Origin of the sequence: Paraburkholderia sp. BL10I2N1 (assembly GCF_004361815.1) — a bacterium.
Classification (GTDB): Bacteria; Pseudomonadota; Gammaproteobacteria; order Burkholderiales; family Burkholderiaceae; genus Paraburkholderia.
The window spans coordinates 2,636,146-2,661,934 of the sequence record NZ_SNWA01000002.1 but is presented as its reverse complement, the minus strand read 5'-3'; the positions used below and the strand labels follow the sequence as shown (position 1 = coordinate 2,661,934).

The following is a 25,789-nucleotide window of genomic DNA, read 5'->3' as shown; positions in this document are numbered from 1 at the left end:
GGTCAGATTCAAGGCAAGACCTGTTGCGCTCGCGTTCGGTGCCGTATCGTTGATGGCGGCCGCCAGCAGCGCGCCGGCCGCCACCACCGCAGGCCCTTGCGGCGACTGGCCCGCATACCGCACCTTCGTCGAACGTTTCGTCCAGGCGGACGGACGCGTCATCGATTTTTCGACGCCCGAACAGAAGACCACGTCGGAAGGACAGTCGTACGGCCTCTTCTTCGCGCTGGTCGCGAACGACCGCGCCACCTTCGACCGCCTGCTCGGCTGGACCCGCGCGAACCTGGCGGGCAACCAGTTCGATGCGTCGAATGTGCGGCTGCCGTCGTGGGCGTGGGGCAAGAAGCCGGACGGCTCATACGGCGTGCTCGACCCGAATTCCGCCTCGGACTCCGATGTATGGATCGCCTATGACCTGCTGCAGGCCGGCCGTCTCTGGCAGGAGCCCACCTACACGAAGCTCGGCCAGGCGCTGGCCGCGCAGATCGTGCGCCGCGAAGTGGCGGATCTCGCGGGGTTGGGCCCGATGCTGCTGCCCGGTCCGCAGGGCTTCCAGACGGGCGACGTCACACGGCTGAACCCGAGCTATCTGCCGCTCCCGGTCTTGCGCGGCCTCGCGCACGACCTGCCGGGCGGCCCATGGAACACGCTCGCCGGGAACGGCTACAAGCTGGTGAAGACCACTTCGCCGCACGGCTTCGCCCCTGACTGGGCGGCCTGGAGCACAGGCCAGTTCGTCGTCGATCCGAAGACCGGCGACACCGGCAGCTACGACGCGATCCGCGTCTATCTGTGGGCGGGCCTTGCGTCGTCCGCCGATCCGCTCGCGAAGCCCTGGCTTGCGGCGCTCGGCGGGATGCGCGAGCGCGTCGCGCAGACCGGCATACCGCCGGAGCGCGTCGCCGTCACGACGGGCGTCGGCACCGGCGAAGGGCCGCTCAGCTACTGGGGGGCGCTGGCGCCGTATTTCAAGGCGCTCGGCGACGAGCACGGCCTCGGCCTCGCCCGCATGCACCTCGCCGCGCTTGACGTCACCGGTCAAGGACACGACCCTGTCTACTACGACCGGGTGCTGGGCCTGTTCGGCACCGGAGCCATCGACGGCCGCTATCGTTTCGACGAAGCCGGCCGTCTCGTGCCGAGCTGGAGAACCGCATGCGATTGAGCAGGCTTGCACTGGCACTGACCCTGGCCGCACTCGGAGCGGCGATGGGCACCTCGCCGGCACTGGCGCAGTCGCAGACGCCGCCGGCGAACACGTCCGGCAATCCGCTGAATGTGCTGATCGATCAGGGCAAGTACTGGCAGGCGCATCATCGCGGCGACCTTGCCGAGCAGGCATGGCTGAAGGTGTTGCGCATCGATCCGAAGCAGCCCGATGCGCTGTTCGGCATGGGCATGGTGCTCGCCGACCGCAAGGACGGCGCGGGCGCGCAGCAGTATCTCGCACGGCTGCGGCAGGCTGCACCCGACTATCCGTCCATCGACGAACTCGGCCGGCGGCTTGGCGAAAGCAGCGTGCGGGACCAGACCGTCAACGACGCGCGGCGTCTGGCCCAAAGCGGCCAGAGCGCATCGGCGGTCGAGGAATATCAGCGGGCGCTGTCCGGCAAGCCCGCCACGCCCGCGCTGCAACTCGAGTATTACCAGGCGCTCGCGGCGACACCGCAGGGTTGGGACCAGGCGCGCCGCGGCCTCGAACAGCTCGCCCGCGACAACCCCGACGATCCCCGCTACGCCCTCGCGTTCGCGCAGCATCTGACCTACCGCGATGTCACGCGCCGCGACGGCATCGCGCGGCTCACGAAGCTCGCCGGCGACAGCACGGTGGGCGCCGCCGCGAAGAAGAGCTGGCGGCAGGCCCTGCTCTGGCTCGACGCGCGCCCCTCCGACGCGCCGCTCTATGAGGCCTATCTGCAGACTGCCGGTGACGACGCCGCCGTCAAGGCGCGCTTCGACAGCATGGTGCAGCAGGACAAGTCCGCACGCGAGCGTGCCCAGCAGAACGCGGCCGTCGACGCGCGCGGGCGCACGATCGCCGACGGCTTTGCCGCGCTCGATCGCGACGACATCGCGGCGGCGCGCGAGAAGTTTTCATCCGTTCTCGCGAATAGCCCCAACGACGGCGATGCGCTCGGCGGCATGGGCATCGCCGCGCTGAAGCAGGAACACTTCGCCGAGGCGCGCAACTATCTGGAACGCGCGTCGCGCGCGGGCAGCCCGGCGCGCTGGAAAGATGCGCTGACGAGCGCCACGTACTGGACCTACACGAGCGATGCGCTGGGCGCGCGCAGCAATGGCGAAATCGAGAAAGCGAAGTCGCTGTTCGAACGCGCGATTGCGCTGAATCCGTCCGACGTCACCGCGCAGGTGCTGCTCGGCGAGATGCTGCTCACCAACGGCGACCCACGCGGCGCCGAGCAGGCGTACCGGATGGCGCTGCGCCGCCAGGCCGACAACCCCGATGCGATTCGCGGCCTCGTCGGCGCACTCGCGGCGCAGGGTCGCGGCGATGAAGCGCTGGCGTTCGCCAACCAGCTGAACACCGAACAGCAGGCGAAGGCCGGCGGCATCAACCGGCTGCGAGGCGAAGCGCAGGCCGCGCAGGCGCGCGCCGCCGAAGCGCGCGGCGACCTGGGCAGTGCACGCAGCCTCTTCGAAGATGCGCTGCTGAATAATCCCGACGATCCATGGTTGCGGCTCGATCTCGCGCGTATCTACGTGCGTCAGGGCGCGGTTGGCAACGCGCGCAGCATGATGGACGACCTGGTTGCGAAGCACCCGGACATGACGGATGCGCTCTATGCGAGCGCACTGCTGTCGGCGGAAACGCAGGACTGGTCGGCGGGGCTGCAGCAGCTGGACCGGATTCCCGTCGCGAAGCGCACCGACGCGATGTCGGCGCTGCAACATCGACTATGGGTGCATCAGCAGGCCGACATCGCCAGCCGGCAGGCGCACAGCGGTCAGACACAGCAAGCGTTCGCGACGCTGCGTGCTGCGGAGCCTACCGCTGCGGGCAACCCCGAGCTGATCGGTGCGCTGGCGACCGGCTACCTGCAGGCCGGTGACCCCAGCCGCGCGCTGTCGCTCGTGCGCAGTGCGATGGCGGCCGCACCTGGCGACACCGCGCTGCTGCTGGAATATGCCGGCATCCTGCTCGCCACACAGCAGGATGCCGAGTTGGGTAACGTGATGCGCCGACTGTCCACCCTGCAACTGACACCCGAGCAACGCACCGACTTCGGCAATCTAAATCTGGCGATTGTCGTGAAACAGGCGGACAGCGTGCGTCAGCGTGGCGACCTCGCGGCCGCCTATGACGTCATCGCGCCGTGGCTCGCCGCGATGCCCGACAACCCCGATCTGCAGGCGGCGCTTGGACGCCTGTACTCATCGGCGGGTGACGATCGCAATGCGCTCGCCAGCTATCGCGTCGCACTCGCACGGCGCCCCGACAACCTCGACCTGCAAATCGCAACGATTTCCGCGGCCACAGGCGCGAAGGATTTCCGCTTCGCCGAGCAGATGGCGAATCAGGCGCTGCGCACCGCGCCGAACGATCCGCGTCTGCTTGCTGCCGTCGGCCGTATGTACCGGGCGCAAGGCAAGCTGTCGCTGGCGTCGACTTATCTGCAGCGCGCGCTCGTTGCGGCGAATACGCCGGTTGGCGCGCCGGGCCTTCAAAGCAGTGCGCCGCAAAGCAATGTGCCGCGCGGGTGGGAAACCGCCATGCAAAGGATTGGCGCGACGCCACTGCCCGGCACGAATCCATTCGCGGGGAAAACAGCCATCGATGTGCCGGCCAACGGAGCAGCGAATCAGTCCGGCGCACTCAACGCGGGTGCGCCGGCGATGCCCTACGCACCGCCCTATTCCCAGCCCTCTTATCCAACGCAGGACTGTGCCGACCTATCCGCCGCCTTCGCAACCCGCGCCGTATGTGGCTCCTTATGGCTTACCTGCGGTGTCGCCCGCAGCGCCGAACGGCGCGCCGCATTCGAGCGCCAATCCGGACGGGTACGGTCCGGATACTTACGGCTCAACCGGGTCGGGTGTGCCCACAAGCGCGCCGTTGCAGGCCTATCCCGGGCAGGGGCAGCAGCAGCCGTATTACGCACCTGCCTCGTCCGCGCCTGCGCCTTATCCTCAGTACCCCGCCGCTGACGACTATGTGAGCACGCCATGGCCGATGTCGCCCGCTGCGCGCGAGGCGCAGGCAAACGCCGGGTTGGCGCAGGCGCCTTATGGTGCGGGCACATCGTCGACATCCAGAAAGTCGACGGGCAAGAAGCAGGCGGCTTCGCGCAACGCAGCGAGTGCGACGCAGCCTTATGCCCAGGCGCCGTATGGTCAGCCAGGGTATCCGCAGCAGCCCTATGCGTATGGGCAGCAGCCTTATCCGCAGCAGCAGGGATATGGTCAGCAACCCTACCCGCAGCAGCAGGGCTATGCCCAGCAGCCCTACCCGCAGCAGCAGGGCTATGCCCAGCAGCCCTACCCGCAGCAGCAGGGCTATGCCCAGCAGCCCTACCCGCAGCAGCAGGGCTATGCGCCGCAACCGTATCCGCAGCAGCCATATGGCCAGCAGCCCTACATCCCGCAGCCTCCCACCGGCTACGCGCAACCGTACTACCCGCCGCAACCGGGTGCGCAACCGTCAACTGGCAGCGACGGCTATCCATCCCCCGCGCGCATCGCCAACACGCAGACGCTTGGAGTAGCGGAAGAACTCGCCCAGATCAATCGCGAGCAATCGAGCACGATCTCGGGCGGTCTTGTGTTCCGCAATCGCTCAGGCGAAGACGGCCTGTCGAATCTGACCGATATCGAAGCGCCCATCGAAGGACGCATCAGGGCGGGCAACGGTCACGTCGTGGTCTCGGCGACGCCCGTCACGCTCGATGCTGGAACGGCGAATACATCGAACGGGTCTACGGCGGCACGCTTCGGTGCCGGCACGTCGAACGTCGACTTTCGCGCAATCCTGCAAAATTTCGGAACCGCCGGTGTGACGGGGGCGATTGGCGCCCTCACCAGCCAGAATACCTACGGCTCGCAGAACACAAGCGGCGTGGGGCTGTCGGTCGGCTATGAAAGCAGGGCATTCAGCGGCGACGTCGGCGTCACGCCGCTCGGCTTTCCGGAGCAGAACATCGTCGCCGGTCTGAAATACAACGGCGGCATTACCGACAAAGTTTCCTATTCGCTCGCCGTCGCCCGCCGCGCGGTGACCGACAGCCTGCTGTCATACGCCGGTGCGCGCGATCAGGGCGCGAATCTCGAATGGGGCGGTGTGACATCGAGCGGCGCACTGGCCAACCTCGGCTGGGACGATGGCACGAGCGGCCTCTATGTCGACACGACGTTCCAGTACCTGTCCGGCCACAATGTGGAAAAGAATAATGCGGTGAAAGGTGGCGGCGGCGTCTATACGCGCCTGCTGAAAGACGCCGACCAGACACTGACCGTCGGCGTGAATACCACCTTGATGCATTACGACAAGAATCTGTCCTACTACACGTATGGTCAGGGTGGCTATTTCAGTCCGCAGCAGTATGTGATCCTGAACCTGCCGGTGGAATGGACAGGCCGCACCGGTGCCTTTACCTATGACCTGAAAGGCTCGATCGGCGTGCAGCACTATCGCGAAGATTCGTCCAATTACTTCCCGACAGACCCGACGAGGCAGGCCAACGCTGCAGCTAACGCAACCATTATCAACGCCGTGGCAGGAAGCAATGCGGTCGACCCCGGCGCGGTCTATCCAGGCCAGAGCAAAACCGGCGTGTCGTACTCGCTGAACGCGACCGGCGAATATCAGCTGGCACCGCAGCTCGCGTTCGGCGCCACCGCATCGCTTGGCAACGCCTATCAGTATCGCGAGTGGCTGGCCGCCGTGTACGTGCGTTACAGCTTCACGCCGCAGGCGGGGCTGCAACCCTTCCCGCCGAGTGCGTTCACTTCGCCGTATCTGTCGCTGTCGAACTGATACAACAGGCAAGAGCGTGAGCCTTCTCTGCCCGTCGCCATCAACCGGGTAATGAACAACGACGGCGTTATCTCGCGATAACGCCGTCGTGTGTATTCCTCTGGAAGTCCCCGGAGGTCCTGCGGACGTTTTCCGGGGACGTCACGCTCAAAGCCTCAGATACCCGCCTTTGTCGTCACCGGCACCCACGCGCCGTTCTTGACCTCATACAGCGTCGAGGTCGGGTTCTTCAGGTCGCCGTCCTTGTTAAAGGCAATCTGTCCGGTAATGCCGCTCGACTCGGTCGCCTTCAGTGCCGCGTTGAAATCTGCCGGCTTCACCGAGTTCGCCGTCTGCATCGCCTTGATTGCGACCCACGCCGCGTCGTACGCAAACGGCGAGTAAGCCAGCATGTCCGTGCCGTACTTTGCCTTGAACTTCGTCTCGAACGTCTTGCCCTGCGGCAGCGTGCTCAACGGCTGGCCGTATTCCCAGACCATCGCGCCTTCGGCGGCGTCCCCCGCGAGCTTGATGAAGTTCGCATCCATCACGCCGCCGCCAGCCAGAAACTGCGCCTTCATGCCGAGCTGGCGCATACGCTTCACAAACATCGCGCCCTGCGCATCGAGTCCACCGAAGAACACCAGGTCCGCATTCATGCCCTTGATCTTCGTGAGCTGTGCGCTGAAATCGACGGCCTTGTCGTTCGTGTACTCGCGCCCGACGATGTTGCCATTGCTCGCCTTCACTGCCTTCTCGAATTCATCGGCTTCGCCCTGCCCGAATGCCGTGCGGTCGTCGATGATGGCGATACGCTTCGCCCTGGCGACCTGCGCTGCGTAAACTCCCGCGTTGCCGGCGTTCTGGGCATCCGTGGCGATCACCCGGTAGACGGTCGGCAAACCGTTGCGGGTGATCTGCGGATTAGTGGCGGCCGGCGTGATCATCGGAATGCCGGCCTTCGCGTAGATCTGCGACGCCGGCAGCGTCGTGCCGGAGTTGAAGTGGCCGACCACCACCGACACGCCGCCGTCCACGAGGTATTGGGCGGCCTGAACGCCGATGCGCGGGTCGGCCTGATCGTCCTGCGACACCACCACGAACTTCACCGGCTTGCCGCCGATCGTCATCTGCTGGGCGTTCGCTTCGTCGACGGCAAGGCGCACGCCGTTATCGATGTCCTTGCCGTAGGCGGCGTTGCCGCCCGTCATTGGCGCAGCGACGCCCACCTTGACGACCTGCTGCGCCTGCACCGCGGCGCCAGAGAGCAACATGACGCCAACGAAAGCAGCGCGGAAAAGAGTGCCAGGACGTGCAACCATGTCAGATTCCCCAGATAAACAAACGTGAACGAATTGAATTCGGTTGGATCATTCGAGGCGCGGCGACTGCAGGCCTGAACCTCGGAGTACGTGAGCTACGGGTTCCAACCTCAGGCGAGTTTCATTGACGCGCCAAAAGTTTCCTATAGGAACCTAAAGCGAGTATAGCGACACGAATTGCGGAAAAAAAACAATTTAGCGGCGACGCGGCGTAGGGACTTACCCGAGCACCGGACCGATTGCGTGGAAGGCAGGAAGAGCATGGGTTGCAGCCAGATAGAGACGGCGGCTGCGAGGCGGTGCGAAGAGCGCAAGCGCAGGAAAATCGCGCGTTCACCGGCTTGCCGGAGATGCTCGTAAGACAGGGCAAACCCTTGACCAGCAAGGCGCACCGCCTGATCGACAGCGTTCCTCGTCAACTTGCGCGTGGAACCCCGAGTTGTTTCCTATAAGAGATAAAAAATCGCTCAGAAGCCGGATCCAACCGGCACAGGGTCGACTTCGAACGCCTCACCGGTAGCGAAGAACGTCCCGCCCGCGACGTAATGGCAGGTGCGTACATCGGGGTCATCGCCGAAGTGCCAGCGGTTGTTCGAGTAGACCCGGCTGTCCGCATAGGCGGCGACCACTTCGCCGATGATCAGGTCGTGCCGCTGGCTGTCGTCGGGGATCACCTTGCACTCCATCCACGCGACACAGCCTTCCAGCATCGGCACGTCGATCTGCTGCCCCCGAAACGTTTCCAGCTGGAATGCGCTGAACTTGTCCAGTTCCATGCCCGGTTTGGTGCCAACCGCCAGCGTCTGTCGCGCCAATACGCGGCTCGGCAGTTGCAGACCGAACACACCGCTCGCTTCGACCAGTTGGCGCGTCAGCGTGCGGCTGTCGATCACCACGACGACCTTGGGCGGACTGAAATCCAGCGGCATCGCCCAGGACGCCGCCATGATGTTCGAACGTTCGCCGTGCGCGCTCGTGATGATCGTCACCGGACCGTGATTCATCAGTTGCGTTGCGCGTGACAGTTCTACTGCTTGCCGGATGCCTTTCATAAATGGTCGTATCGTCGGGATCGGGGTTAACGGTTGGGTGCGGGATTCGATCATGCCTGCACGGCTGGCCGTCGTCATCATGGCAGACGATGCCGGGTCCTGCTTTCTCCTGCGCGAGGCGTTCCGGCGTGCCGCGTCGCATGAGGTCCGAGGTAGAGTCAGTGAGCCGCGCCCAGTTCCTCGTCCGCGACCGCCAGGCGCGAAGCCATCACCTTCACGACGAAGCGGTGAAACTGCTGCGCAGTGACGGGATCTTCCTGTTCGAGCGTACCTAACGCGGCGAGCGACAGCCGCCGAACCCGCGCGACACCGTCGGCGCGCACATCGGCGCCACGTGGCTTCTGCGTGTAGACCGCCATCTCGCCGACGATCGTCCCTGCTCCATACGAACGCAGCCGCACCGACCGACCGCCTGCGAGCGGCAGCGAAACCGTGACGCGGCCCCGCTCGACCAGGTACATCGCGTCACCCGGCTCGCCATGAAGAAAGAGTGCCTCGCCGGCAGCGAGATCGCGCACCTCCATGCAGGCCGCAAGTCTGTCGAGCGCGTGTGCGGTGAAGTGCGGCATGAGCGAGGTATAGAAATCCGCTTCGTTGCGCGACAAGCCGTGCGAATCCGCAGCCAGCAACCGGTCCTCGACCCATTCGAGTCCGGCGTCCAGCGTCGCAAACTCATGAATCCGCAGATTGAGCGTGCCGGTCTTTGCCAGCAGATCGCGCGAGTGTGCCGGCAATGCGGTGAGCACCAGGTCCGCATCGACGGCTGCGCACATCTGCCTGAGCTTCACGAAGCTGATCGATACTGACGCATCCATGCCGTTCGTCGCGGCGAAGTCGAGCATGACAAAGCGAACCGGAAACGTGCCGCGAGCGGCCAGCCGCTCGCGCATGCGCTGCAGGATCGAATTCGCCGTGCCGAAGAAGAGAAACCCCTGAAGGCAGGCACCGCATACCTGCGTGCCGAGTTCGCGCAGCCGTTGCGTGTCTTCGATGCTGCGTTCGACATTCGAGGTTCGGGTGCCCACATCGAACTCCATGCGCACACAACTGACGCGGCCATAAAGCAGCGCGAACATCACGCATGCGGCAATCACACCCGCCACCACACCGGCGACAACGCCGTAAAAAGCAACGACGCCGAGAATCGCGGGCACGAGCAGATACTCATGCAAGCCGAGCCTGGCATGGGCGCCTATCAGCCAGTGCAGCAACAGACGCAGTCCCATGAAAAGCTGCAGTCCGACGAGCACCGGCACAGGAAACAGCGCCACAAGATCAGGCGATGCGGCAAGCACGAAGAGACACACAAGCGATGCAAACACGCCCGCAAGGCGGCTTGTCGCGCCCACGCTGACATTGAGCATCGAGCGGTTGAACGACTGATAGCCGACCATGCCCCCAAGCATCCCGCTCGCGATATTCGCAAGGCCGGCGGCCCGCATCTCGCGGTTCAGATCGACGTCTTCGCCGGTGGCCGCGCCGATCGCGCTCGAGTTCATGAGGATCGTGATCGCCGACACCGATGTGACCACCAGCGTCTCCGGCAGATGGGCGCCGATCGCCGACCAGTCGACATCCCCGTGTGCAAGCGACGTGGGTAGATGCAGCGCCGGAATCTGCACCCCACGCAGCGGCACATGCGGAAGCAACAGTCCCATGTGACGCGCCTCTTCCGTCGACAGGCCAGCAGCATAAAGCAGCCCATAAAAGAGCGCCACGCCGAAGCCGAGCGTCAACGGCAGCACCGCAGCATGATTCCACACTCGCGATAGAAGCGTGAGCAGGCCGCCCACGATCACTGCAGGCAGCCATGCGAGCCAGTGCAGGTGCGCGAGCAACGCGAACAGGGTATGCCAGTGCGGCGCCTCGCCGGTCAGCACACGGAACGCGCCCGCCAGCAGCAGATAGCCGGTGCCCGCCAGAAGACCGCCCAAAACCGGATACGGCAGGAACTGCAACGAGCGGCTACGCTTTGACGAACCGATGGCAAACAGGATGACGCCAGTCACGATCGAGCACAACGCAATGGCGATCAGCACCGTGAGCAGGATGGTGCGGGGAGAACCGCCGTCGGCGCGCACGCTGCTCGCGACGCCCGCCGCCACACCGACAAGGAACGCCGTGGCGTTGCTATCGGGGCCGCCGATGTTCACCCGCATCGAACTCGTCAGCGCGATCACCAGTGCGGTGACGACGCAACTGACAAGCGCCGTGGGCACACCCAGTTCGGCGTAGCGCGCCAGATCGGCGCTGAAGATCATGGTGCCGAGGCTCATCGCGTAGCAGAGCATGACGATCGTCGAGACGGCACCGGCCGCGAGATCGCCGACCAGGCCACCGGCGCGCGAACCCGTGCTGACGGCGGTAGCGGAACCGGTTGTGCCTGGCTTCACGGCGCTCTCCCGATGCATGCGGCTCGACTCCTGGCTCGTCGAGTATCCGCCGCTGCATCGGCGCGTGTCAATTTCCCGGCGCCACGATGCGTGCGCGCTTCGGCCTTCACGTGCCCGCTTAAATCGACGCGACGTACACTGTGTTGTGAGCGCGCGAGGCAGCGCACCTGTTCTTCAGATGAACCGCTTTGGGCAACGGCGATGACTATCGATCAGTGGCTTGATGCATTGGAGCTTGGCCAATACACAAGCGCGTTCGCGCAGAACGACATCGATCTCACGGTGCTGCCGCAACTCACCGACGCCGATCTGAAAGAACTGGGCGTCTCCTCGCTGGGCCATCGCAAGCGTCTGCTCGCAGCGATTGCCGCGCTCAACACCACCGCGCCGGCGACGTCCGCACCGTCATCACCCGCCCCGTCAGCGACACATGCCACGCATGCACCGGCCGGCGACCGCCGCCAGGTGACCATCCTGTTCGCCGATCTGTGCGGCTTTACCGCGCTGTCGCAAACGCTCGATCCTGAAGAGTTGCGCGAGCTGACCGGGCGCTATACGACGCTCGTCGATGGCATCGTGCTCGGCTACGGAGGCACCATCGACAAGCACATCGGCGACGCCGTCATGGCGATCTTCGGCGCGCCGCGCGCGCACGACACCGATCCCCTGCGCGCGGCGCGTGCCGCGCTGGACATCCATGACGCGCTCACCGGGCTCAGCGTATCCGCGTCGCGCCGGTTGCAGGCGCATGTCGGCATCGCCAGCGGCGAGGTGGTCGCGGGCCCGGTCGATCGCGCCGACGTTCAGGACTACACGGTGCTCGGCGATTCCGTGAATCTCGCCGCGCGGCTCGTCGCTGCCGCCGGCCCAGGCGAAACCCTGCTCTCCGACAGCGTGCATCGCGTGCTCGACGGCAGCGTGTTGAGTGAAGCCATGGGCGAAATGCACTTCAAGGGCATCGACCTTCCTGTGCACGTCTGGCGCTTGCGCGGCATGGCCTCCGAAGCGTTGACGACGGCCCGGAGCCTTTTTGTCGGACGAAAGGCCGAGTTGGAACAGTTCAAGGGTATCGCCCGTGCCTGTCGCGAAGAGCACGCCGGACAGATCGTCTATGTGCGCGGCGAGGCGGGAATCGGCAAGACACGTCTCGTCGACGAGATGCGCCGCTTCGGCGATGCGCAAGGGTTTGCGGTTCATCGCGGCCTTGTGCTCGATTTCGGCATGGGCCGGGGCCAAGATCCGGTGCGCGCGATCGTCGGCAGCCTGCTTGGGCTACGGACAGCCGCTTCGCCCGAAGAGCGGGGCGCCGCTGCGGCCGCTGTCGCCGGGGCGGGTGTGGTCGGCGCTGACCAGCTCATGTTTCTCCATGACATGCTCGATCTGCCGCAGACCGGCGAATGGCGCACGCTCTACGACGCCATGGACAACGCCGCGCGCAACCGCGGCAAGCGCGCGGTCGCCGCGAGGCTCGCTGAAGACGCCTGCCGGCGCGGGCCCACGATGATCGTCATGGAAGACGTGCATTGGGCCGATCCTCAGGTAACGGCCTATCTATCCACCCTCGGCACGGCGATCGCGAATGGTCCCGGTTTGCTCGTGATGACGTCGCGTATCGAAGGCGACCCGCTCGACGCAGCCTGGCGTGCAAGCTGTCGCGGTACCCCCTTCGCCACCATCGACCTTGGTCCGCTGCGAAGCGACGAGGCGCTCAGCCTCGCCAGCAGTTTCATCGATGCGACGCAGCGGGTCGCGCTCGCCTGTATCGAACGGGCGGGCGGCAATCCGCTGTTTCTGGAGCAGCTTCTGCGCAATGCTGAAGAAGGCACCGACGAGGCCGTACCCGCGACCATTCAGAGCCTGGTTCTTGCGCGCATGGACCGGCTGGAACCGCTCGACCGCCAGGCGTTTCAGGCCGCGGCCGTCATAGGTCAGCGATTCGATCTCCAACTGCTGCGCCGGTTGATCGACGTGCCCGACTACGTGTGCGACCGACTCGTTGCCAACGCGCTTGTGCTTCCCGAGGGCGAAGATTTTCTCTTTGCACATGCGCTGATCCAGGAAAGCGCGTACTCGACGTCGCTGCGGGCGCGCCGGCGCGAGCTGCATCTGCGGGCTGCGGCCTGGTTTGCATCGAACGATCCGGTGCTCCGCGCGCAGCATCTCGATCGCGCCGAAGACGAGCGCGCGCCGCGCGCCTACCTGGATGCGGCGATCGCACAACGGGCCACGTACCTTACCGATGCAGCGCTGCGGCTCGTCGAGCGCGGACTGGAAATCGCCCGCAAGGACGACGATCGCCATGCGCTCACGTGTCTGAAAGGAGAATTGCAGCGGGACCTCGGCGACATCGCGGGATCGATCGTCACCTATCGCGCGGCGGTCGCTGGCGCCCCGGATGAAGTCAGCCTCTGCCAGTCCCAGCTCGGGCTCGCTGAAGGACTGCGGGTCAGCGAAGGGCTGACCGAAGCGCTGGCGCTGCTGGATGCGGCCCAACAGGCGGCGGAGCGCCTCGACATTTTGCCGGAACTCGCGCGCCTGCATCATCTGCGCGGCAACATCCTGTTTCCGCTCGGCAGAATCGAAGAATGCCGTGCCGGACATGAACAGGGGCTGGCGTATGCGCGTCGCTCCGGCCTGCCGGAAGCCGAGGCGCGCGCGCTCGGCGGTCTCGCCGATGCCGCCTACGCGCAGGGGCGGATGCGAACCGCGTTCGAGCATTTCAGCCGTTGCGTCGCGTTGAGCCGCGAACACGGCTTCGGCCGGATCGAGGTCGCGAATCGCCCGATGATGGGATTTAGCCGCGTCTACCTCAATGAGCTGCGCGAGGCGCGCGAAGACGGCATCGCTGCGGCGCGTGCGGCTGCGCTCGTGGGGCAGCCGCGCGCCGAGATGCTTGGCGAAACTATGGGTATCTTCTCCGCTTACGAACTCGGCGATGCGAAGGCGATGGAGCACCATCTCGAACACGCCATGCGGCTCGCGCGCCAGCTCGGCGCGCGCCGTTTCGAGGCACAGAACATGGAGATGCGGGCGCGCCTGTTGATCAGGAGTGGGCATCGCAAGGAAGCCGCCGAGCTGTTACGCGAAACGCTCGCGATCTGCCGTGACGTGGGCATGCAGTTCACCGCGCCGAAAGCCCTGGGCGCGCTGAGCCTTGTCGTCGATGACAAAGCCGAACGCACGCAAATCCTTGCCCAGGGTGTCGAACTGCTGCGCCGGGGCGCCGTCAGTCACAATCATCTGTGGTTCTACCGCGACGCCATTGAAGCGATGCTGCGTGCGGGCGATGCGGAGGGCGCGCTTCACTATGCGGCGGCGCTCGAAGACTTCACTTGCGCCGAGCCACTGCCCTGGGCCGAACTGTTCGCGGCACGCGGTCGCGCCCTTGCCGCCGCATTGCCGGGTTACCCCGACGAGGCGTTACGACGCGAACTCGAACGCGTGCGGACCGCGCTTGCGAATGCCGGGTTCAACGGTTACCTGTCCGCCGTCGATGCGGCGCTTGCCGAATAAGCGGGCCGCCCCGCTCGCCCGGAATGCGCGCGTCAACATGCGTCAGCGGTCGTTATCGGGAAAGTCCGCGCCATGCGTAGTGGCTTCCCATGTGTCGAAGTCGTTGCGCAACAACTAAGGCTTCCGGCGCGCACGCGGTCGCGCGCCTGATTGCCGCTGCGCGCTTCGTTCTGCTTGCGGTGCTCACCCGCGGTCGCCGCGTGCGCATCGATTCATCATTTGAGAACTCCTGTGCGTGTTTCAGGGACAAACAAGGTAAACGTACGAGGCAAAGGTCACAGCTGCCTGCGAAAACCAATGTGCGCCGCGAAATGCATGCCCGGGTTCCGACGCCGCCGAAGACGCCTGGCGTTACAGGAACCGGAAGCGAAGATCACATCCGGTACGGTAGAAAAAACCGCCGGTTGAAGCCGGGTCCGCACCCTGGGAGGAACGATGCGAAAACAGTTCATGAGCGGCATCTGCGCGGGTCTCGCCGCTCTGTCGATGTTGTCGGGCACTGCTTCCGCGCAGGAGGCCGAGGCGTACACGAACAGTCCGGTCTACCTTTATGCCGGGCCAGGGGAAGACTATCCCGTGGTGGCCGAGTTGCCGGCCAGCCTGCCGCTCACGGTGATGGGTTGCATCAGCGACTACACATGGTGCGACGTCGCCGGGTCCGACATACGGGGATGGGTTTACGCGGCCTATCTCAGCTACCCCTATCAGGGAAGCGAGGTTCCGATCATGAGTTACGGGACGGTGATCGGGCTGCCCATCATCACGTTTGCGATCGGGTCTTATTGGGGCCACTATTACCGCGACCGTCCGTGGTATCACGATCGGGATCGCTGGGCGCATCGGCCGCCGCCGGGGCAGCCGCGCAGCGAAGGACATCCGCCGGTGCCGTATCCGTGGCATGGCGGGGGTGGCGGTCGCCCGTCCGATTACGATCATGGTGGCGGTCATCCGGGCGGGCCGCCGCCGGGTCAAGGCGGCGGGGATGGTCATCCACCTGCGCCGCCGCAAGGCCATGGCGGCGGGGATGGTCATCCACCTGCGCCGCCGCAAGGCCATGGCGGCGGCGCTCAGATGGGCGGGCCGCCTCCAGGTCAAGGTGGCTGGGACAGCCGTCCGCACGCGCCGCCGCAAGGTCAGGGTGGCTGGGACAGCCGTCCGCACGCGCCGCCGCAAGGTCAGGGTGGTGAGGGCGCTCATCCGCCTGGGCCGTCGCAAGGCCATGGCGGCGGCGCTCAGATGGGCGGTCCGCCTCCAGGTCAAAGTCAGGGTGGCGGTGGTCATCCCGGGGGGTCGCCGCAAGTCCATGAAAGTGGCGGAGGCAACAGCCGCGGCCAGGCAGACCACGGGGGCCCGCCGCTACACAACTAGGGGCTGTTCACGCTAATAGCGGGCTTGCGCGGAACGATTTCGCACCGCCCTGCACCTGAACAAGTGCAGGGCTGACCCAGTCAATCAAAGGGACTTTTGACGGTGCCCGAGGTGTCTGTCGAATCTTCCGACAGGTTGTATTCGGCGCGTACCGCTTTGAGCACTCCGTCGATATCCCGCTCGTAACCGATCGCGTTGCCGAAGTGCTTCATCTCCCAGTTGCAACCCGACGGGTCGGGCTCTGTCTTTTGCGGGCGAGGGACGCGGATCTTCACGCCGTCTTCGACGATTTCATGAATGCGATGAATACGACGGCTAACCTCATCCTGCAGTCGCGATGCATTGAGCGTCTTACGTATCATGTCAGCTTCCTTCGTGACGTTTGAAGGCGGTTCCGGGCTGGCGCGTCGTGTTCCTTCCCGCGATTCTGGATCAAACTCCGGACGCTCGCACGCCACCGGCACGCACGCCTTCCTTCGGCCCAGCAACGGACCGCTCACCGACACCACGGCGCCGACTACCCCCATGTCGAGAGAGAGGGGCACGATGAGCGTCCGCGTCTGCCCACGGCCCGCGAAAAGACCGACGAGCAAACCCGCGAGAGGCTGTGTCATGTTGTTGAGCAGGATGATGACGCCTGTGGTCTTACCGTAATCCTTTGCCGGAATGATTTTCTGCCGGGCGCTCCGGATATAGACGCTGAACATCTTGTCGAATCCGGTGATCAGCACAAAGGCGGCCGCATATCCCCAATCGCTCGGACTCGCATCAGCAAACGCCCATCACCGGCGCTATGCTAGTGGCTTTATTCAACGGGGGACCGTCACATGAAACAGACACCTGGAACCATGGTTACCTTTCGCCGCCCTGACGGCCAGGACGTACAGGGCTATCTCGCCAAACCTCAAAAGATCGAGGGCGCGCCCGCCATCGTGGTGATTCAGGAGTGGTGGGGGCTGAACGACCAGATTCGCGGCGTGGCAGACCGGCTCGCCCAGTCCGGCTATCTGGCGCTCGTGCCCGATCTCTATCGAGGAAAGGCGACGGCAGAAGAGGAAGAAGCGCACCATTTGATGACGAGCCTCGACTTCGGCGATGCCACCGCTCAGGATATTCGCGGCGCGGTACAGTACCTGAAGCAGCAATCACAACGTGTCGGCGTGACCGGCTACTGCATGGGGGGCGCGCTCGCGCTGCTGGCGCTCAGTCAGATCCCCGAGATTTCGGCCGGCGTGGTGTGGTATGGCTTCCCTCCGCTGGACTACATCGACGCCAGCAAGATCAAGGTCCCGGTGCTCGGTCACTGGGCCGCGCAGGATGCCTTCTTCGCGGCAGAGACGGTCAACGCACTAGAGGTCAAATTGCGGGAAGCCGATGTTGACTTCGAGTTCCACCGCTACCTTGCGCATCACGCGTTCGCCAACGAAACCGCTGTCGGGCCTGGCCGTATCGCCCAAACCCAGTTCGATCCGGTGTGGTCGCAACTGGCCTGGGACCGGACGCTGACTTTTTGGGGCCGCACGATGTGGTCCGCAACCGGCACGCGCTGACCGAAATCGTCGCCGATACGTGGTCGGAAGCTCTCGCGCCTATCGCCGCCCATCGGCGACCTTCCGCCATCCGCGCAGTTCCGGGATAGCCGTCTTCAGTAATACGGATAGGGTGCGTACATCACGGGAGGGGGCGCGACATATCTCGGCGCCGGGGCAACATACACCGGCTGCGGTGCATAGACGGGCATCTGCGGTTGCGCGATCGTATCGCCCTTTGAAGTCATGCACTGCGCGTAGGCAGCGTCGTATTGCGCCTGAAGGCTTGCCGCTGAATACTGCGCGCCGTTTGCGCCGGCTGCGCCGCCGAGCAGCAGTCCGCTGCCCGCGCCGATCGCTGCGCCCGCGCCTGCGTTACCGCCCGCTGCCCCGAGCAGTGCACCGACGGCGGCGCCACCGAGGGTGCCGATCGCTGCGCTGTTGACGCCGTACGAGGTCGCATTTTGCGAGGCCCGGGCGGCATCGCTGGTGTGGAATGCGTAGTCGCGGCAGGCATAGTCGTTCTGCTGGAACTGGTTGAGCGGCTCGCCGCTGCGCGGCAGCGCGACCACGCTGGGGCCGCTCGGCGGCACGACCGCACAACCGCCGAGCGCAAGCGCGAGAATGCCGGCCGGTATCGCGACGCGTATCGATGTGATGCTGGAGACCATGTTGGTACGGGCTGAGTAACGTTGGATCAGAAACGTTAGACCAACCCGCACGGTCTTTGGTTACCGAATCGTTACCGAAAGTTTTTCGCCTGGATTTGCGTGCCGTAGTAGCGACAGGTACCTCGCCGCACGCCGCGCCATGGCGACCTCTCGTGTTTCCGATGGGAAAACCATCTGCCCTTTCACAAGTCGTGGTCTTGGCTGGCCCGACGCCACTCTGCTGAAAATGGGACGCTCCCCGCCCATCGGGGCCACACGGCCGCTCAAATGTTATGATCGGAAACACCTTGCGCCCGGAGCGCGCTTTCGATTGATCACCCATGGATACCCACACCATCAAACCGGCAGAATCGTCCACCTCGGATCTGGGCCGGCGCGTGCGTGCTGCGCGGCTTGCGCACGATCTGACGCTGGAAACCGCGAGCCGTCTGTGCGGCGTATCGCGCTCGACGCTGTCCAAAGTGGAAAACGGGCTGATGTCGCCGACTTTCGACGTGCTGCAGAAGATCGTCCACGGCCTGAAGATCGATCTTGGCGAACTGTTCGGTTCGACTCCGAAAGTCAGCGCCGGCGGCCGCCGCGCGCTAACCCGGAAGGATGCCGGCCAGCGCCACGCGTACCGCGGCTACCAGATGGAACTGCTCGCCACCGACCTTGCACACAAGGCGATGTTGCCGTTCCGTATCCGCATTTCCGCCCATACGCTCGATGCCTTCGACGACTGGGGCCGCCACGAAGGCGAGGAATTCCTGTACGTCATCAGCGGCAGCGTGTGTCTCTACTCCGAACTGTACGCACCGACGCATCTGAACGCCGGCGACAGCATCTACTTCGACAGCCGCACCGGTCATGCGGCCGTTTCCACCAGCGAAGAAGACGCCGAAGTGCTATGGATGGCCACGAGCGCCGACATACCGCAGCAGCCGGCGGACACCGCTCTGAAGAAGTAGCAGGCGCAGCGGTTTCACCCATCGGCGCTAGCGTCCCGATGCTGCGCGTTCGGTTCTGGTTTGCGCTTCGCCAGTCGCGCCCCCAGCAGGCCCACCGACGTGTTGGGACAATGACCACTTTGCCAGTTGCGCGATATGCAGGGCATGACGGCCCGTGCCCTGTTCGATCTGTTCGCGGCAGCTAAAGCCGTTGGTCAGCACGATCGTTTCGCGCGCGGCGCTGCGAATCGCCGGATAAAGCGAGTCTTCGCCGATTTTCTCCGACAGCGCATGATGTTTCGCGTTAAAGCCGAATGACCCGGCCATCCCGCAGCAGCCCGTATCCAGCAGCTTCCATTTCACGCCGAGCTTCGCGAGCAGCGACGTATCGCCCTGCATGCCAAACAGCGCCTTCTGGTGGCAATGGCCGTGGACAATCACGTCGGCATCGAGCGTCGGCCAGTCGAACGGCTGACGCACAACGAAATCGGAGAACAGGAACGTTTGTGCCGAAAGCTGCTTCGCGAGCGCGTGGCCGGGCAGCTGCCTGAGCAACTCATCCTTGAAGACCGACAGGCACCCCGGTTCGAGACCGACGAGCGGCACACCGGCGGCGATATCGTCAGCGAGATCGTCCAGCACGTTCACCAGCAGTTCGCGCGCCCGCTCCAGCAGCCCGAAATCGTAGAGCGGCCGGCCGCAGCACAAACGCCGCTTCGGCAGCACGACCCGCCAGCCAAGCGCGGTGAGCACATCGGCCGCGTCCTGCGCAATCTCCGGCGAGAAGTGATCGTTGAACGTGTCGACCCACAGAATCATTTTTTTCGCCGACGCAGCCGGCCGCACCGCGTTCGCGCTCACACTCGCATGCGCACGTCGCGCGATCTGCCGGTACGTCTGCCTCGCGAACTTCGGCAAGGTGCGCGCTTGAGCAACGCCTGCCATCCACTTGCCCACCGCTGCAAGACCGGGGGCTGACGTCATGAAATTCGTCAAACGCGGAAAATGCGCCGCGAACGGCGCCCATTCACCGATGCGTCCCATGAACATTGCCTGTCGCGGCCGGCCATGTGTCTCGTAGTAATGCGAAAGAAACTCGGCTTTGTACGAGGCCATATCGGTATGCGTCGGGCAATCCGACTTGCAGCCCTTGCAGGCGAGACACGTATCGAGCGCATCCTTCACCTCGCGGCTTTCCCAGCCGCTATCGATCACCTCGCCCTGGAGCATTTCCCAGAACAGATGGGCGCGACCGCGCGTCGAATACTTTTCTTCGCGGGTCACGCGATAGCTCGGGCACATCGTGCCGCCCTCGAGCGAGCGGCATTTGCCCATGCCGATGCAACGCTCGACCGCTCGCTGAAAGCCATCGCCTTCCGGGCTCGCGAAAGTCAGGTTCGTCTGCAACGTCACAGGCTTGTAGGCTGGCCCCATGCGCAGGTTTTCGTCGGCCCGGTAGGCATGAACGACCTTGCCGGGATTCAGGCGGTTCGCTGGATCCCAGATCGCCTTGAACTGCTCCATCGCCTGCATCAACTCGGGGCCGTACATGATCGGCAGAAACTCGGCCTTCGCCTGGCCGTCGCCGTGTTCGCCCGATAGCGAACCCCCGAATTCGACCACCAGGTTCGCCGCTTCGCGCAGAAAACTGCGCCATGTCGCAACGCCTTCGGCCGTACGAAGATCGAACGTGATGCGCGCATGCACGCAGCCATCGCCGAAGTGTCCATACAGACAGGTTTCGTAGCCGTAACGATCGACCAGCGCCTGAAAGGAGCGAAGATAATCGCCCAGGCGCAGCGGATCGACAGCGGCATCCTCCCAGCCGACGACCGGATCGGGCTTCGCCGGATCGACCGACAATGCCACCGCCGACGCCCCTGTCTCGCGAATCGACCACACCTTCGCCTGCAACGCGCGCGCTTCGACGAGCATTGTCGAAATGCCTTCACCCGCGTGACCCGCCGCGAAATACCTGGCCGCGGACTGCGCCTGTTGCAGCGCGTCCTCATGCGTGTCGGCGCCGAATTCGAGCACGACCCACGCGTCGCCGTCCGGGAGCAACGCGATTTCGTCCTTCTTCAGCCCGCGCGCCTGCAAGCCGCGGATGATCGCGCGATCGAGTCCCTCGATGGCGATCGGGTCGCAACGCATGAAGTGCGGAACCGCATCGGCGGCCGTGAAAATATCGGTGAAACCGACGACCAGCAGCACGCGCTGCGCAGGACTATGCACAAGCCGCACCTTCGCCTGCAGCGTGACCGCGCAGGTGCCCTCCGTGCCGACCAGCGCACGCGCGACGTTAAAGCCGTTTTCCGGCAACAGTTGATCGAGATTGAAACCGGAGACGCGCCGCCTGATCTGCGGGAATTTTGCCCGTATCAGACCGGCGTACCGGTCGCGCAAGGCTTTCAGCGCCGCATAGATCTGGCCTTGCCGGCCACCCGCCGCGATGATGCGCGCGAGTTCGTCGTCCGTAGTCGGCCCGACCCAGAAGCGTGCGCCGTCGTACGTGACGATCTCGAGCGCTTCGATGTTTTCGACGGTCTTGCCCGCCATCACCGAATGCGCGCCACACGAGTTGTTCGCGATCATGCCGCCGAGCGTGCAGCGGCTGTGCGTCGCGGGATCGGGCGCGAACGTGAGCCCGTGCCGCTCGGCGGCATCGCGCAACGTGTCGCAGACGACGCCCGGCTCGACAATCGCGGTATGCGCCTGTGCGTCGACAGAAACCACGCGGTTCACATACTTGCTGGCATCGGCGACCACCGCGACGTTCACGCACTGGCCGTTCTGCGACGTACCGCCGCCGCGAGGCAGAAACGGCACGTCGTTGCGCCGGCATGTGGCGACAGTCGCGACGAGATCGTCGATATCGGCGGGCACCACCACCGCAATCGGCACCTGTCGATAGTTCGAGGCATCCGACGCGTACAGCGCCTTCGACGCCTGGTCGAAGCGCACTTCCCCGCGCACATGCGCGCGCAAATCCGCCTCGATCGAGCGCAACACCTTGACATCCGCCCGGAACGGCGTGGCGGCACGAATGGACGTTGCCTGATCCGTGTTGTCTGCCTGCCGTTCCATGGTCAGCTCCCTCTTCACGCCGTCTGGCTCGCGGTCATCTTGAAGATGCCCTGTGCGTTGCCGGCGTCAAAGCGAAGATCGGTTTCCCAACGGCGCGAGTCTTGATCGAACGTGAGCTTGCGGGTAATGAATTCATAGAACGAGCCCGGCACCTCGCGCGTCACGATGCTGCCGTCCGCCTTGCGGAACTCGCGCCTGACGATATCCGCACGATACGCCGTCTGGAACACGCGGCCCGAGCGCGAACGCTCGACTTCCGGTTTCATCGGTCGGCCCTTCGCTTTTTCGGCGTCGGAAAGCTGGAACACGTCGGCGACGCGGTCGGTCGCGTGATTGAAAGCGTTGCCTTCGGTCGCGATCCACGCCATTTCCGCCGATTCCTTCAGCAGCACTTCATAGTCTGTTTCGTTCGGCGCGTCGTGTTGACGCGCGAATGCCCCGACGATCACCGGCAACAGTTCGTGCGCCGCCTCGATCGGTAGCACGCCTTCGCGTTCCAGTTCCCACAGGCGCGCGACGGCGACGGGCGTCAACGGATCGCGCGACGCGCCAATCACACTCGTCACGGCCTGCTGGAATTCCGGCGAAAAACGCTCCGGATGCAATTCGCTGACGAAGAACTGAGCGATCTCGTCGGGTGCGTCTTCATGCGCCCAGGCGCGGCCGGTCATACCGAGCCGGTCGAGTGGATAACGGCCGTTGACGCGAAAACCCAGCGGACGCAGGATGCGCGCAAATGCTGCCTCGCCTGGCGGCAGCGCGCCGCTTTGGTTCCAGCGCACGGTGCGCAGCGCGCCGTGATCGAAGTGCACACCGCCGCCAGCGGCGATCGCCTCCTGCGTATAGGCGCGGCCGTTTGCCGATCGTGCGAGGAGGTCTTCGAACAATGCCATGTTCATCGCCTGCGCCAGCTCGGCGCGCGTCACGACGCCGCTTTCCCACTCGATCAGCACGGCAGGATGGTTCAGGGTCGCCAACAGTGCCTCGGTCCTTTCCGGCCCCGCCAGTTTCAGCAGCAACCGCTCAACATTCGCATTTCTCATCGTCGACATGATCATTGGGTGGATGGCGCGGCGCAAAAACGCCTGCGCGGAAAAATCGCGCCACCAAAGCGCGTGCTGCAGGAAAAAGGCAGCGAAGCACACGTCCGGCATTGCATGACTGCGATTATTCAAACGCGCGCACCTGCCGTAAAGCGAGATAAAATCCAGACTTGATGCGTTCCTGGAATTAACATGCGCAAATACCGAATTCCCAGCATGGGCGCGCTGCTCGCCTTCGAGGCTGCCGCACGGCACGAAAGCTTTACCCATGCGGCGCGGGAACTGTTCCTCACTGAAAGCGCAATCTCCCGCCAGATCAATACGCTCGAGGGCAATCTCGGCGTGCGGCTGTTCGTACGCGTGAAGCAGCGCGTCGTGCTGACGCGGGCCGGCAAGGTGTACGGCGCGCAGGTGCGCCGCGCGCTCGAAAGCCTCGACCGCGACACCCTGTCGATCATCGCGCACGGCAGCGGCGGCGGCTACCTCGAACTGGCCGTGCTGCCCACGTTCGCATCGCAATGGCTCATTCCGCGCCTCGGCGACTTCAACGCACGCTATCCCGACGTGCGCGTCAACATGGGCGTACGCACCGACACCTTTCCATTCGCCGAGACTCACTTCGAAGCCGCGATCCACTACGGCAAGCCGACATGGCCTGGGACGTCGGCCGATTTTCTGTTTCGGGAGGAAGTGATTCCGGTCTGCGCGGCGAGCCTGCTGACGCAGCCAGTAAAATCGCCCGCCGATCTGCTGGACTACCCGCTGCTGCACTCGACGACGCGTCCCGACGGTTGGGCGACGTGGTTCGCGAATCTCGGGGTCGACGACAACCGGACGATGCACGGTGTGCGGTACGAGTTGCACACGATGCTGCTGAGCGCCGCCGCAGCGGGCTTGGGGATTGCCCTGGTGCCACGTTTCTTTGTCGATACGCAGCCGGAACCGTCGGCGCTGATCGTGCCGTTCGAGGCGCCTGTCGTGGCCGAATCGGCATACTACTTCGTCTATCCGACCGAATTGAGCCACGGCAAACCGCTCACGAATTTTCGCGAATGGCTGTTGCGGGAAGCGCTCGCCTGGCGAACGGCGCATCCGGTTCTCGATGCCGATGCGGACGTCGGATCGGGCCCCCGGTAACACATCGTTTCATATCCCAGCGCCCTCGCTGGGAAAATCTCCGGCGGCCAGCCCTGTAATCATCGAGAGTCTGGGCACGACCCGCCGCGCGCCAACCTGTAACGACGTAACATCGTGCAACACAACTGTAGTCTGACCGTTGGGCAAGGCGCTTACGATATTGGATTGCCTGTGAATCAACCGACGGAGGTGCCCGATGCTGAGCCATCACGAACTCTCGACACTTCTGCGGCTCAGGGACACCGAGCCGCGCCTCGCGGAACTCGACCCGGAAGTGCTCGCCCTGCGCCGCTACGAGCTGGTGGAAATCGGCCGGCACAACGATGTGTCGACGCTCAAGCTCACTCGACGCGGCCGCGAACTCGTACGCCGTCTGCGGATGGATGCGAGTGACGCCAATCAGTAACGGCGAATAAAAATAGCGGCCCCCCCGCCGGCGGGCGTTCAGCGAGCACCCCCCTATCGGCGGGCCTTTGCCAGCGCGCCGAGATTGCCTTCGCCGAAACCATGATGCCCGCGCCGCTGCACGATCTCGAAGAAGATCTCACCGGCGCCGGGCTTCATGAACGTCTGGAAAAACAGCAGCGGCACGCCATCGGCGCCGATTTCGCCGTCCACCAGAATCCGGTCGCGGCGCAGCCGCTCGATGTCGAGGCCGTGGCCCGGCAGGCGCGCCTCGATCTGCTCGTAATAGCGAGGCGGCGGCTCGACAAACTCGATGCCGTTCGCCATGATGGCTTCGACGCACGCGAAGATATCGCCCGTGGCAAGCGCGATGTGCTGCACGCCTTCGCCCGGATGATCGGGCAGATACTCATGCATCAGGTTCGTGCGCGGCGTGCCTTCCTCGTACAGCGGAATACGGATCGCGCCGCACGGCGACACCATCACGCGCGATTCCGCCGAAACGTGCCAGTTCGCGTGCAATTCGTGGATCTCGCGGAAGTTGAGCAGGTCGCGGTAAAAATCGAGCCATTCCTGCATCCGGCCCGCACCGACGGTCTGCGTCAGATGGTCGACCGCCACGAGCCCCGTGCCGGCGTGACTCAGATCGGCGTGGGCCGTGTCGATCTCGATCGGCCGAAAATCGATGTCGAAGATCGAGATGTCGCCGAGACCGCCGCGCTGGCCACCGCGTCCGCGCCAGCGGTCGATGAAGTAGATATGCGAATCGCCGATGCCCTGGATCGCCGGAATCAGCAGTTCGTTCTTGCCGACCCTCTCGCCTTCGAATTCCCACGCGCCGAGTTCGATCGCCCGATCGAACGCGCGCTGCGCGTCAGCCACGCGAATGCCGATTGCGCAGACGCCCGTGCCGTACTCCTCGGCGTAGCGCGCAGCGAATGAATCCGGCTCGGCATTGATCAGAAAGTTCATCTCGCCCTGCCGGTACAGCGTGACGTCCTTGCTGACGTGCCGGGCGATCGCCTTGAAGCCGAGTTGCGTCAACGTCTGCCCGAGCGACCTCGGATCGCGCGCGGCAAACTCCACGAATTCGATTCCGGCCGTGCCGAGCGGATTGTGCTCCGGGTCGGCAATGGCGCTGAGGGCAGCGGTCGGATCAGGCAGATCGCTGGGCATGGCATTCTCCTTTATGGCTGCAGGTGCTGCTGGTAACGCTTGACGGGGCATGGAGGCAACGGGGTAACGCCCGCCGACGGCAGATTTCGACGGCATTCGAACCGTGTTTGTACACCGTGTGCGTGACCTCCCGCAACCTGCATTTTGTACTGAACGGTTCATGCGGCGCTTACGTATCCGTGGTGACCATGAT

At 64.6% G+C, this 25,789-nt stretch carries 15 protein-coding genes and 2 pseudogenes; 8 read left to right on the top strand and 9 right to left on the bottom strand.

Annotated features, from left to right (window positions below; all coding sequences use genetic code 11):
• The first annotated feature begins 52 nt into the window (after nt 1-52).
• Nucleotides 53-1,165 (top strand): cellulose synthase complex periplasmic endoglucanase BcsZ, encoded by a 1,113-nt coding sequence (gene bcsZ, locus B0G77_RS34275; protein ID WP_243751419.1) that lies wholly within the window; start codon nt 53-55, stop codon nt 1,163-1,165.
• Nucleotides 1,156-5,992 (top strand): annotated as a pseudogene (locus B0G77_RS34270) (cellulose synthase subunit BcsC-related outer membrane protein). Before bcsZ ends, B0G77_RS34270 begins: the two are co-directional and overlap by 10 nt.
• 155 nt (nt 5,993-6,147) lie before the next feature.
• Here B0G77_RS34270 and B0G77_RS34265 read toward each other — a convergent pair.
• From B0G77_RS34265 to B0G77_RS34255, 3 genes are all read right to left on the bottom strand, one after another.
• The gene (locus B0G77_RS34265) at nt 6,148-7,293 is read right to left on the bottom strand and encodes a branched-chain amino acid ABC transporter substrate-binding protein (RefSeq protein ID WP_133666234.1); all 1,146 of its coding nucleotides are present in this window, start codon (nt 7,291-7,293) and stop codon (nt 6,148-6,150) included.
• 467 nt (nt 7,294-7,760) lie between these two features.
• Nucleotides 7,761-8,345: a flavin reductase family protein gene (locus tag B0G77_RS34260; RefSeq protein ID WP_133666233.1), complete on the bottom strand. Its 585-nt coding sequence runs from the start codon at nt 8,343-8,345 to the stop codon at nt 7,761-7,763.
• 158 nt (nt 8,346-8,503) lie between these two features.
• Nucleotides 8,504-10,738 (bottom strand): SulP family inorganic anion transporter, encoded by a 2,235-nt coding sequence (locus tag B0G77_RS34255; RefSeq protein ID WP_133666232.1) that lies wholly within the window; start codon nt 10,736-10,738, stop codon nt 8,504-8,506.
• Nucleotides 10,739-10,939: 201 nt separating this feature from the next.
• On the opposite strand from B0G77_RS34255, the gene B0G77_RS34250 reads away from it, so the two are divergent.
• Nucleotides 10,940-14,251, top strand: a complete 3,312-nt coding sequence (locus tag B0G77_RS34250) for an adenylate/guanylate cyclase domain-containing protein (protein ID WP_133666231.1) — start codon at nt 10,940-10,942, stop codon at nt 14,249-14,251.
• A gap of 435 nt (nt 14,252-14,686) precedes the next feature.
• A complete protein-coding gene (locus B0G77_RS34240) occupies nt 14,687-15,619 on the top strand; it encodes an SH3 domain-containing protein (RefSeq protein WP_133666230.1) in 933 nt (310 codons plus the stop codon).
• An 80-nt stretch (nt 15,620-15,699) separates the two neighbouring features.
• On the opposite strand, the gene B0G77_RS34235 is transcribed toward B0G77_RS34240, so the two are convergent.
• Both B0G77_RS34235 and B0G77_RS44860 read right to left on the bottom strand, forming a co-directional pair.
• Nucleotides 15,700-15,981 (bottom strand): hypothetical protein, encoded by a 282-nt coding sequence (locus tag B0G77_RS34235; RefSeq protein WP_133666999.1) that lies wholly within the window; start codon nt 15,979-15,981, stop codon nt 15,700-15,702.
• A 105-nt stretch (nt 15,982-16,086) separates the two neighbouring features.
• Nucleotides 16,087-16,383 (bottom strand): annotated as a pseudogene (locus B0G77_RS44860) (MFS transporter); the annotation flags it as partial.
• Between the two features lie 63 nt (nt 16,384-16,446).
• Here B0G77_RS44860 and B0G77_RS34225 point away from each other — a divergent pair.
• The gene (locus tag B0G77_RS34225; protein ID WP_133666229.1) at nt 16,447-17,169 is read left to right on the top strand and encodes a dienelactone hydrolase family protein; all 723 of its coding nucleotides are present in this window, start codon (nt 16,447-16,449) and stop codon (nt 17,167-17,169) included.
• Between the two features lie 95 nt (nt 17,170-17,264).
• On the opposite strand, the gene B0G77_RS34220 is transcribed toward B0G77_RS34225, so the two are convergent.
• Nucleotides 17,265-17,819, bottom strand: a complete 555-nt coding sequence (locus B0G77_RS34220; RefSeq protein WP_133666228.1) for a glycine zipper family protein — start codon at nt 17,817-17,819, stop codon at nt 17,265-17,267.
• A gap of 320 nt (nt 17,820-18,139) precedes the next feature.
• Here B0G77_RS34220 and B0G77_RS34215 point away from each other — a divergent pair, with 320 nt between their 5' ends.
• Nucleotides 18,140-18,769 carry an XRE family transcriptional regulator gene (locus B0G77_RS34215; RefSeq protein ID WP_133666227.1) on the top strand — a complete coding sequence of 210 codons (630 nt, stop codon included), beginning with the start codon at nt 18,140-18,142 and terminating at the stop codon, nt 18,767-18,769.
• A 27-nt stretch (nt 18,770-18,796) separates the two neighbouring features.
• Here the strand turns inward: B0G77_RS34215 and B0G77_RS34210 are convergent, their stop codons facing one another.
• On the bottom strand, nt 18,797-21,835 hold the full coding sequence (locus B0G77_RS34210; protein WP_133666226.1) for an FAD-binding and (Fe-S)-binding domain-containing protein: 3,039 nt from the start codon (nt 21,833-21,835) through the stop codon (nt 18,797-18,799).
• Nucleotides 21,836-21,849: 14 nt separating this feature from the next.
• Nucleotides 21,850-22,878: a DUF1338 domain-containing protein gene (locus B0G77_RS34205; protein WP_208116572.1), complete on the bottom strand. Its 1,029-nt coding sequence runs from the start codon at nt 22,876-22,878 to the stop codon at nt 21,850-21,852.
• 192 nt (nt 22,879-23,070) lie between these two features.
• Here B0G77_RS34205 and B0G77_RS34200 point away from each other — a divergent pair, with 192 nt between their 5' ends.
• Both B0G77_RS34200 and B0G77_RS34195 read left to right on the top strand, forming a co-directional pair.
• Entirely contained in the window at nt 23,071-24,015 is a 945-nt protein-coding gene (locus B0G77_RS34200; protein ID WP_133666225.1) for a LysR substrate-binding domain-containing protein, read from the top strand.
• A gap of 196 nt (nt 24,016-24,211) precedes the next feature.
• On the top strand, nt 24,212-24,421 hold the full coding sequence (locus tag B0G77_RS34195; RefSeq protein WP_133666224.1) for a hypothetical protein: 210 nt from the start codon (nt 24,212-24,214) through the stop codon (nt 24,419-24,421).
• Nucleotides 24,422-24,474: 53 nt separating this feature from the next.
• On the opposite strand, the gene B0G77_RS34190 is transcribed toward B0G77_RS34195, so the two are convergent.
• Nucleotides 24,475-25,596 carry a VOC family protein gene (locus B0G77_RS34190; protein ID WP_133666223.1) on the bottom strand — a complete coding sequence of 374 codons (1,122 nt, stop codon included), beginning with the start codon at nt 25,594-25,596 and terminating at the stop codon, nt 24,475-24,477.
• Nucleotides 25,597-25,789 lie beyond the last annotated feature (193 nt).